Below are 9379 nucleotides of genomic sequence, written 5' to 3'. Positions count from 1 at the left end.
AATTTTAAGAAATCTAAATTTCAATAGCATACCCATTCTTTCGAGCATTTGTAGCATCAACGTTAGTAAATAATGGTCTTGAAGTACACTATTTACCTTCTGTTAATTTTGAAGCTTTATTCAAAGAGAAAAATGAAAAATCTAAAGATTAAAAATCGTAAAGATATTTAATCTTTACGATTTTTACTATGAATAATTACCTCAAATGCCTGAATAATTTCATCTAAATCCATATTTTTCACAATTTTCTCAATGTCATTTAGATATTCTGAAGGTTCATGGAAACTTGCTTCAGGTGTATCAAAATATACGGATGCTTTAGCAATTACTTTACTCGAGGGTTCTTTTTTTCCATTCTCTATGGATGAAAGATAACTAGTAGTAATATCTAAAGCCTTAGCAACCTCTTGTAAATTTTTATGATTTTTCAGCCTTAAACCTTTAATTTTAAACCCTGAAAAAACTCTTGAATCTTGAATCATTTGATTTCCTTAGTAATTTATTGAAATTTTATCTAGTTATCCTCTCCTATAAATTGTATTACTGAAATTTTCATAGTTTTATCACTCCTTAGAAAGGAAATTCTAGTTTTGAAAGAGCAATGTTTAATAAATTGACGTATTTATTAATACAATGTAAATCAAACAATTATTAAGACTTTATGGCTTAGCTCTTTTCACCACCTGTATTCGGGAAAACTGAAATTCCTGATTAACTGAATTTCTATATTTCGTAATCTCATTCCTCCTAAAAATGAAATTTTCTATCCAAAAATATGAAATACAGGATCAAAATTTAAGTTTAATTCTGTCTAGTATGTATGTACCTTTATTGCTAAGAAGCTGATATTTGAGAACGTCAAATCCAATTTTATTAGCTACAAAAAAGTGATTGCCTCACTTTTTCTTTACGAACAATGTTTAAATTTTAGAACTAATGAGAATACTCATGCAGATTCTCCAAAATTAAACGATGAATAGATATTTTATTGCATGCTTTATAGTGTGCTCTAAGTTCTTATTCCTTACCTCTAAGAAAATAAGTTCTAAAACTAAAAGATATGGTTAAGTTAAATTTATTTAAATATCCTGTCCTTGTATTATGTAAACCACTTACATATTTAAGGAAAATGTTACTGTATACATGGCAGTGCATACGAGAATAAATAACTGTGCGAAAAAACAAATCTCTAATTTTGGAACCAGTCAGAAAACCGCATTAATAATTCTAAGACTTTAATATAAGTCAAAGGATCTATTGAATTTTCTTTCGATGCTGTTCGAAGAAGTAGTAAAACCTCTTCTAACTCTTCAATAATTAGTGTTTGATTATGTTTTTTACTTTTTTCAATAACATTTTCAATAAGTAACACAGCTTTTTGGATTGTCTCTTTTTCTAAAGACATGGGATCTCTCCTTAAATCAGTTTTAGAGAGACAATCACATCATTGCCGTAAACAACTCAAGCACATACTAATTGCTATATGATGGATTATTGCATTGTTTTTATTTAGTGTAAATATTGAAAAGTTAAAAACTTTAACTTTTTTAATTTTAAACATTTTCTAAAATTAACATAATACAGCTTATACGAAATGCGTTATAATTATCTATAGAAATCAATGCTGTAGTTTCTAGTTTATAGCCCGAACATCCCTGTTCGGGCTTTTTTTATGATTTTTCACGTTCCACGCCCATTCTTTGATCAATGTTTCACAACTTTGATTAGCTCACTTGAATAATGCCCTTAGCCATTCGGTAAGAAAAACCGGCTTAACCATCCTCTTTTCGGCTGCTCCGGTTCAACCTGTTCTGGCACTGGAATACGCTTATTTTCACTCGTATCGGGTTCGTTCGGAGGCATGGCGATGACTTCTTCTTTTTCCTCTGTCATTTGCTCAGCCTGAGTAGGCTCAGGGTCAAGAGACGCAGGGATATGAGGTTTTGGAGCCTCTAAAAGACGTTGCATTGTTTCAATCTGATTCTGATAGAACGATTCCCTATCTTTTGCATCATCGAGCTGATTTTTTAGTATGTCTATCTGCTGTCTAAGCAGTAAAACTTCTGCCGAATTTGGACTGTCTATTTTTACAGGTTCTTTTACATCCTGTTTTCTTACAGGTTCACCAAATACTCGAATAGCTTCAGCTAAATCAATCTTATTATCAGAATTTTTACTTAAGATTCCTTTATTTATATGATTGTAAATTGTTTGTCTATTTATGCTGTAAAGCTTAGATAATTCAAGAACTGAAAGACTTTTCATGGTGTAAAACTATGCCTAATCTTGTCAAAAGTTGTTGTCTATTAGACTGTCTAATAGACAAATGATCAAGTCTATAATTCAGGCTGCATTGAAGCCTAACTTTTGAAGATAAGGATATAGTTCTTTAAACCTTTCTTGATCTTGAAGCATCTCAGCAATGCGTACAGCGAACTGTTGATAGCTCTCAGTCCCCTGAGAGTACTTACTCATTTCAGGTAACTCTGCCAGTTTATTGGCAAAAAAATGACGTTGAGCACCTGTCATTTTGGAGAAGATATCTAACGTGTTCGGATCTCTTTTACTTTCGATTGGTTGATTGGCTGATTTCTTTTGTTTAAAACTAAACGAAAAGCCCGAAATAGAACGCCCTTTTTTATGCTGTTCATACTTAATATTGATGTCTGAAAACTCATTAATTTGGTCTATAGCAATATCAAGTACACGTCTCTTAAATGCTTCCATTCTGGTGTATTCGTTTACACCTATACCTAATTGGCTACGGAATTTATTTAATTCAAAAAGAGGGGTCTTTCCTATAGATTTCCACTGCATTAATAATTCATACAGACGAACAGCATAGACACTTTTAAAGTCAGATGTTTTTCTTAGATGATAGCTTGTGAAATATTGTTCAAACCCATCTATTTTAGTGACATGCTCAATAACTACACGAGTTAATGTAATTAAAATTCGACCTTCACCTTTTCTATAGTTTGCATCTTGAATCCAACGACTTTTTGTTAGGCTTCCATCTTCATTTGTAATAGTGAATTGTCGTTTAAATAGTGAATCTTCTGCTTCAATTAAAGCTAAATAAGCTGCGTCTGGAGAAACATTAAAGGCTTTTGCATATCTAGTGGCATTTAGTTCTAATGGTTCATCAGATGATAACCCTTGTCCTGTTTCTCGAGCATCTACAATAGCGAGCTGTAAAAGACGAGTTTCACTTAAGGTAAGAGTCTGTAGGGCTTGTACAAGTTTATTTGATTTTACGACTAAGTCTGTCATGGTGGTTTATTTAGCAACAGCTTTATTGTGTTGCTATAACAACACAATAAATTTTTGTTGTCAAATACCGAGGAAACGTTGCTATATAACCGAGGAAACGTTGCTATATAACCGAGGAAACGTTGCTATATAACCGAGGAAACGTTGCTATATAACCGAGGAAACCCTTTTAAATAAAGGGTTTCAGCTAATGTAAAAGCATTTAAAAACTTTAAAAATAATTAAAAGCCATTGAAATGAAAAATTGCCCTTGGTTTTCGCTACGCTCAAACTCTATTGAATCTCGCTTTCGCTCGATTCGAGGGGCAATTTTTTGGTTCATCCTTACGTGAATTTGAAGAAAACAAAAGCAAAGTCAAAAGCGACTATGAATTCGCTTCGCTCATGTTTTTTTACTCGCTTCGCTCGCCAAAAATTTAATTTAAGCTCAATCGCTTTGCTCGGTTTTTCCCTTTAAAAGTACAAATGCCAAGTTTGTAATCAAAGAAAAGGCGGCTCGAAATTTTTATGATACTCAATCACTCGTAGACACTCGTTCGGTTAATTCTCTCTGTGTTTTCTATTGTGCTTTTCTCGTGGAATACATGCACCAATCAAAGCACAGACAAAAGCACAAAGCCTTCGCTTCGCTGCGCCTAAAAACAATTACCGTACAAGCTCGCTTCGCTCGTCCTTCCTGGACGTCAGGATTCCTTGTACTTCAAGGGCTGGACGCCCTTGATAATCGTTTTTTGTTGCCTTTCACTTTCCGCTATCGCTCCAAGTTGCAGCGCACTTCGTGCTCGCGCCCCGTCATACTACTACGTAGTTGACCCACCCCCTTTTAGATGCATATTTCGCTAGGCTCGTATGTCCTTCGGATTCGCTGGACGCTCCCACTAAAACGAGGTGGGTCAACTACCCTTCGGGATAGTTTGACGGGGTGGGCTTGCCCCCCAACAACTAACGACATCTGGGGATGTCTAAAGGTCGTGTCCACTCCCTTTTACGTTGTCGGCTCCCCCCAGTCATCTCCGCTGGGGCTTCGATGATGTTCCGCTTTCGCTTCACACCCCTTCGGGGCTAATCTTTGGCTTTTGCCAAAGAAAAAGCACAAACACACTCACAGAGCGAGTGTCTACGAGCGAACAACAGAGATTGAAATTCAAGCATACCTTCCCTGATTACACGCTCTATTTGCTCATAGGATGCGTTTAGCCGAGCTTTGCTCGCTGAGGGTGGAGGTTACCTTGTTTTGTTTGATAAATTTGCTTAGAGCGCAAAATAGAGGGGGTGGTGGCTATGAGTCCGCCAATATTGACGTATAGACGGTAGCCACCTGAATAGATACGGACGGTCTAATGACTTAATCTACTATGCATAGAATACTGCATAAAAAAATTGAGTCAAAATTTGCTGGTTTCAGGTATAACCATACGTTTTGTCGCAACATGTAAGTTTATGTTATATAAAAATATAATTCTAAAAAAGTACAAACGCCAAGTTAATAATTCAAGTTGAAGTATCCGAAAAACTTAATGGTGCTTTCATCTTAATTTCACATAAGGCGTATTATGTTAATTTTAGAAAACATAATAAATATTTTTATATTTTTTTCTTCTTCTTCTTCTTTTTTAGGTTAGCATATTAATTCTACTTGTTTATCAATGATGTTTTTTTCAAATGATTGAGTATATAAAGATTTCTAATTATAAATCTATCAAAGAGATGTCTTTTAGACCTAAAAGAATAAATCTTTTTATTGGTGAAAATGGTGCAGGTAAGTCTAATATTTTAGAAAGTTTAGCTATATTTTCAGCTGCAACATCAAATATGTTAAGCAATGAATTTCTTTCATCTCGCGGTATTCGCCCTATTGATCCTTTAACAACTATCACTAAGCTACCTTTATGTGATGAAGATGAGAATGACCTTGATGAAAAAGATGTTATAAGAATCTATGCAGAATTAGACAAATTCTTTATTGGGGTCATTGCATATCATGATAAAGAAGACCCTTATGGACAATTAAAAGCAGAAATATTAACTCCTAGACCTGATGAAAAACCTGGCAGTTATCTACTGAGTGAAGAAAGTATTACAAACAAAGAGTCTTTACTAAAAGAAGACTTGTTCAAGCTTTTTAGTGAAATCAATAAAAATTTTAAAATAGATGATTTAAATGAACTTTATAGCGAAAAACTATATGAGAAAACTAAGAAAACCACACCTAAAAAGCTACCAGCACTTCTGAAGTTAAGGAAAAAACTTTTCTTTATTCAGCGTTCAATGGGATTATTAAACGATCTTGAAAATAAAAAGTCATCTAGAAATAATTTTGTAATTTTCAACCCAGATACATATGTACTAATGGGAGGTAAAGGACAATCATATATTCAACCATTAGGTATTAATGGTGAAGGGCTATTTACACACCTAGGTGTAATGGCTAAAAAAGAACCTGAGAATTTTCAAGATGTACTAGAACTAGCATCTATTTTTAATTGGTTAGAAAAAATTGAAATTGACCATAATCATAATAATGAAATAGAAATTATCTTAAAAGATAGATTCATGGGAGATGTGATCAAACCACAAAATGCAAATGAAGGATTTCTTTTCACTCTATTTTACGCTTGTCTATTCTGCTCTAACCAAACCCCATCAATTTTTGCAGTCGAAAATATTGATAAATCTTTAAACCCTAGATTATGCCAAATCTTGGTAAAAAAACTCGCTGATAAGGCAAAAAAACACAATAAACAAGTGTTTATGAGTACACATAACCCTGCAGTATTAGATGGTATAAACCTTCTTGATCCAGATGAAACTATTTTTGTTATTGATAGAAAATATACTGGTGAAACTAGATTAAGAGAGTTAACAGAAAAAAATATTCCGAAGCCTGCAAAAGAAGGGGAAAAAATTCACCTTTCAGAAGCATTTTTACGTGGCTATTTAGGCGGCATACCATCTAATTTTTAAAGAAATTAACTCATGAATTTTAATATTATTGCCGAAGGGAACACTGACTTCAGAGTCCTGAGAATCATTATTGAATCTATTATTGACGATGCTGTTGTTAATGTACTTGTGCCCACTGTTGATGCTTATTCTCATACTACTATTGGTAGAGCAGGATGGGAAAAAGTTATTGATTATTTAGAGTCAAATTTACTAGAAGGAGCGTTAGCAAATAGCGATTATCTAGTAATTCAAATTGATACTGATGTATGTGAACATGTCAATTATAACGCACCTCCTATTACATTAGCTGACCAAGATATTGAACAGTTTTATGAAGTTATAAAAAATAAGATGATAGAATGGATTAATAACTTTAATCCAAATACATATGAAAAATATAAAGAAAAAATAATTTTTGCAGTTTGCATCCACTCTTTAGAGTGTTGGCTTTTAGCTTTATATGTCAAACAACATGAACTACCAAGAAAAAGGATTCATTCTGGATTAGATCATCTAAATAGAGCTCTGAAACGCCATAATATGAAGGTAAGTGAGCCTAAAGATCCTAATTTATATGAGCATCTAGCACTTCCATTAAGAAAGCAAAAAACTCATACAGTTGTTCGAGAGTATTCTTATAGTTTTGATAGGTTTATATCACAATTAGAAACTTTATAATCTGTATGATGAGCTTATGTATTTAACATAATGGGCGTTATGCGAAGTCAAACTTTAAAAAATTATATTTTTCATTAATTTAGTCATTTTACATAATTCAAAAATACCGCAAAAATCCGCTTTGGTTACAAAGCGGATTTTTTTTGACCAGGTTTGATATCTTTTGCCAATAATTTTGATTGAAAAATAATCAAAAAAGAAATTTTCCCTGATTTCTCAACTGTCACACTGCTGGAATAATCCACAATTCCTGCGGACAACTCTTGGGATAAAAATTCTTCAGTTCTATACGCTAAAACGTACATTCATTTAGGATTTGGCGAATATACAGATCTCCGTCAATTTCCTATCATGGACGCATAGAGAGCAGGATGCTCCAGACAAAAATAAGAAAAGACAGCAACGGATATGCAGGTTCGACAGGAGTCAGACCAAAGCATCAAATATGTAAAAAAGCCCAACAGGATGTTGAGCTTTTTTATTATATATCAATCAATATCGCTTATTCATAATTCTCTATTAATGATGGACAATTAATAAAAATTAATATAAAACAATGACTAAATTATTATTTACTTCTATTAGGGTTATTATAAATGACAGAAGATCAAGAAACTAAATGTCATGCGATTATTCATGCTCATGCTATAGCTGCTGGAGCAGGGAATGCTGTTCCTATTCCTGGTTTAGGGATAGCCGCAGATATGGTTACCATGACATCTATGTGTATGAGCTTATGTGCTGTATTTGGTGGAAATATTACAGAAGAAGCAGCTAAAACGCTTGCAATTGCTGCAATGAAAAATACGATGCTAAAACAACCCATAAAAACAGCAACAAAAGAGCTGTCAAAGTTTATTCCTTTCCTTGGCTCAATAGTTGCTCCTAGTATATCTGTAGTGATGTTAGAAGCTGCTGGGTGGACTTTAGCAAAAGAGTTAGAGGCAAAGTCTAAATATTAGATATTCAATATTACATAGAATCTCTTTAAAAATTTTTTTCTCATAAGAGATTTTATGTTAAATATTTGATGAATATTTATAAAAAGTATTAAGTTAAGCAAAATCTTATATTTAAATTAATGATTGTCTTTTCCGATCAATGTTTCTTTCTAAATTCTTTTTTATTAATATGACTCATGAAACTTATGCTTAATTACATGATTATATAATGAATATCATTAATTTATTTGAAAATTTACTGTCTAGCACTATGACTAATAGGGCTTGAATGATGGTAGAAATTAATTGTTTTCATACTTGTAGAAATCGTGGGAATAAAGATGAAATTATTCAGAAAATTCCATTTTTAAGTAATAAGGATTCAACTCAATGGCTAGGTCAAGGGTACTATTTATGGACTGATAGCATATATTTCGCTAATGATTGGGGAAATTCTCACTATCATTCTGATTATGTAATTAATCAGTTTGAAGTAAATGTTCCTAAAGATTTGTATTGGGATTTAGTTGGAAATGTGCAACACCAACTTGAATTTTTAGAAAAAAAAGATCAATTTTATATGTTAATAGATGAGCTTATAGCTAGATCATCTATAAAAAACCGACCCAAATTTAAACTTTTAAGAAATAGACCTATAACAGTTGCAACACTGTTTTGGCTATTAAGAACTTTGAGGAAGCTTACTTATAAAGTGGTAAAAGCTTCGGATATTAGTTCAAACCGAACAGTAGAAATTTCTTTCAATAACAGTGATGCTAATGAATGTATCTTTCTACCAACAAGACAGCAAATAGTTGTCTACCCAGAAGCTAGATCTATGTTGAAACATATAGCTTGGGTACACCCTTAACGCTATGTTAGGAGAAAATTATGATTTCTGACTCAAAAAATTACATTAGAGATGTAACTGAATGGGTTGATGAAATTGAAGATGTAGATGCTTTTTTAGAGCAATTATTTCTTATTAACGAGCAAAGCTTAGAAACCTCACCATCTTTAGATACTTTTTGTATGAGTCTTTCTATAAATACGACGGAAAGTCTTATCTCTGCTAAAGATGATAGTTTATATGCTGATGTTTTCAGAAAAATTGAAAACTGTTCGTCATCACCTATTTTAGAATCTAAAATGAATATTCCTGAAAGTATCTTTAATATTTCTTTATTTGAAAAAATTGAAGAAGATACTTTTACTTCTATATCTGAAAAATTATCACATGTTAGAGGTCTCTTTAATGAGACCTCTTTTATTCTTAGTCAAAGTTTATCTAAAGCTGCTTAAAATGAATATCCAGTTAATTTCTAACAAAACTTTATTTTTGAAAGTTCAACCATCTAAAGAAAATATAGATTTAGACTTCCGTTTTGATTACGAAGTTGAATTTCCTGAAAATGTTGATAATAAATTTTTGATAGTTATTCAGGCGATTTTAAAAAATAAAGATTATCAATTAGAAACAATTTTTTTATCTGAATTTCAAGTTGATGGAATTACAGATGATAATTTTAAGAAATCTAAAT

General features: G+C 32.5%; 10 protein-coding genes. 6 read left to right on the top strand and 4 right to left on the bottom strand.

Annotated features, from left to right (window positions below; translation table 11 throughout):
- Positions 1-167: 167 nt before the first annotated feature.
- From AAV97_RS00220 to repM, 4 genes are all read right to left on the bottom strand, one after another.
- Positions 168-482, bottom strand: a complete 315-nt coding sequence (locus AAV97_RS00220) for a helix-turn-helix domain-containing protein (protein ID WP_046759480.1) — start codon at positions 480-482, stop codon at positions 168-170.
- A gap of 707 nt (positions 483-1189) precedes the next feature.
- Entirely contained in the window at positions 1190-1405 is a 216-nt protein-coding gene (locus tag AAV97_RS00215; RefSeq protein WP_046759479.1) for a hypothetical protein, read from the bottom strand.
- 341 nt (positions 1406-1746) lie between these two features.
- Positions 1747-2265, bottom strand: coding sequence for a plasmid replication DNA-binding protein (locus AAV97_RS00210; protein WP_046759478.1), 519 nt, complete (start codon positions 2263-2265; stop codon positions 1747-1749).
- A gap of 78 nt (positions 2266-2343) precedes the next feature.
- Complete coding sequence (gene repM / locus AAV97_RS00205) at positions 2344-3273, bottom strand: replication initiation protein RepM (protein ID WP_046759477.1); 930 nt, start codon at positions 3271-3273, stop codon at positions 2344-2346.
- Positions 3274-4935: 1662 nt separating this feature from the next.
- Between repM and AAV97_RS00200 the strand changes: the two genes are divergently transcribed.
- From AAV97_RS00200 to AAV97_RS00170, 6 genes are all read left to right on the top strand, one after another.
- Positions 4936-6237: an AAA family ATPase gene (locus tag AAV97_RS00200; protein ID WP_046759476.1), complete on the top strand. Its 1302-nt coding sequence runs from the start codon at positions 4936-4938 to the stop codon at positions 6235-6237.
- 12 nt (positions 6238-6249) lie between these two features.
- Entirely contained in the window at positions 6250-6897 is a 648-nt protein-coding gene (locus AAV97_RS00195) for a hypothetical protein (RefSeq protein ID WP_046759475.1), read from the top strand.
- A 596-nt stretch (positions 6898-7493) separates the two neighbouring features.
- A complete protein-coding gene (locus AAV97_RS00185) occupies positions 7494-7859 on the top strand; it encodes a hypothetical protein (protein ID WP_046759473.1) in 366 nt (121 codons plus the stop codon).
- Between the two features lie 268 nt (positions 7860-8127).
- Positions 8128-8709, top strand: coding sequence for a hypothetical protein (locus AAV97_RS00180; protein WP_171249338.1), 582 nt, complete (start codon positions 8128-8130; stop codon positions 8707-8709).
- Between the two features lie 20 nt (positions 8710-8729).
- Positions 8730-9140, top strand: coding sequence for a hypothetical protein (locus AAV97_RS00175; RefSeq protein ID WP_046759471.1), 411 nt, complete (start codon positions 8730-8732; stop codon positions 9138-9140).
- Between the two features lies 1 nt (position 9141).
- On the top strand, positions 9142-9379 hold a 238-nt coding region (locus tag AAV97_RS00170), incomplete at its 3' end, for a hypothetical protein (protein WP_046759470.1).

This window comes from Acinetobacter sp. Ag2, assembly GCF_001005515.1.
In the GTDB taxonomy this organism is placed as follows: domain Bacteria; phylum Pseudomonadota; class Gammaproteobacteria; order Pseudomonadales; family Moraxellaceae; genus Acinetobacter; species Acinetobacter bereziniae.
The sequence above is the reverse complement of the archived record's forward strand: the minus strand, read 5'-3'. Positions and strand labels throughout refer to the sequence as shown.

What these genes read in the sequence shown, in the direction of transcription:
- AAV97_RS00185 (WP_046759473.1), top strand. Translation starts at nt 7,494, where the DNA reads ATGACAGAAGATCAAGAAACTAAATGTCATGCGATTATTCATGCTCAT.
- AAV97_RS00175 (WP_046759471.1), top strand. Translation starts at nt 8,730, where the DNA reads ATGATTTCTGACTCAAAAAATTACATTAGAGATGTAACTGAATGGGTT.
- AAV97_RS00220 (WP_046759480.1), bottom strand. Translation starts at nt 482, where the DNA reads ATGATTCAAGATTCAAGAGTTTTTTCAGGGTTTAAAATTAAAGGTTTA.
- AAV97_RS00210 (WP_046759478.1), bottom strand. Translation starts at nt 2,265, where the DNA reads ATGAAAAGTCTTTCAGTTCTTGAATTATCTAAGCTTTACAGCATAAAT.
- repM (WP_046759477.1), bottom strand. Translation starts at nt 3,273, where the DNA reads ATGACAGACTTAGTCGTAAAATCAAATAAACTTGTACAAGCCCTACAG.
- AAV97_RS00215 (WP_046759479.1), bottom strand. Translation starts at nt 1,405, where the DNA reads ATGTCTTTAGAAAAAGAGACAATCCAAAAAGCTGTGTTACTTATTGAA.
- AAV97_RS00180 (WP_171249338.1), top strand. Translation starts at nt 8,128, where the DNA reads ATGATGGTAGAAATTAATTGTTTTCATACTTGTAGAAATCGTGGGAAT.
- AAV97_RS00195 (WP_046759475.1), top strand. Translation starts at nt 6,250, where the DNA reads ATGAATTTTAATATTATTGCCGAAGGGAACACTGACTTCAGAGTCCTG.
- AAV97_RS00200 (WP_046759476.1), top strand. Translation starts at nt 4,936, where the DNA reads ATGATTGAGTATATAAAGATTTCTAATTATAAATCTATCAAAGAGATG.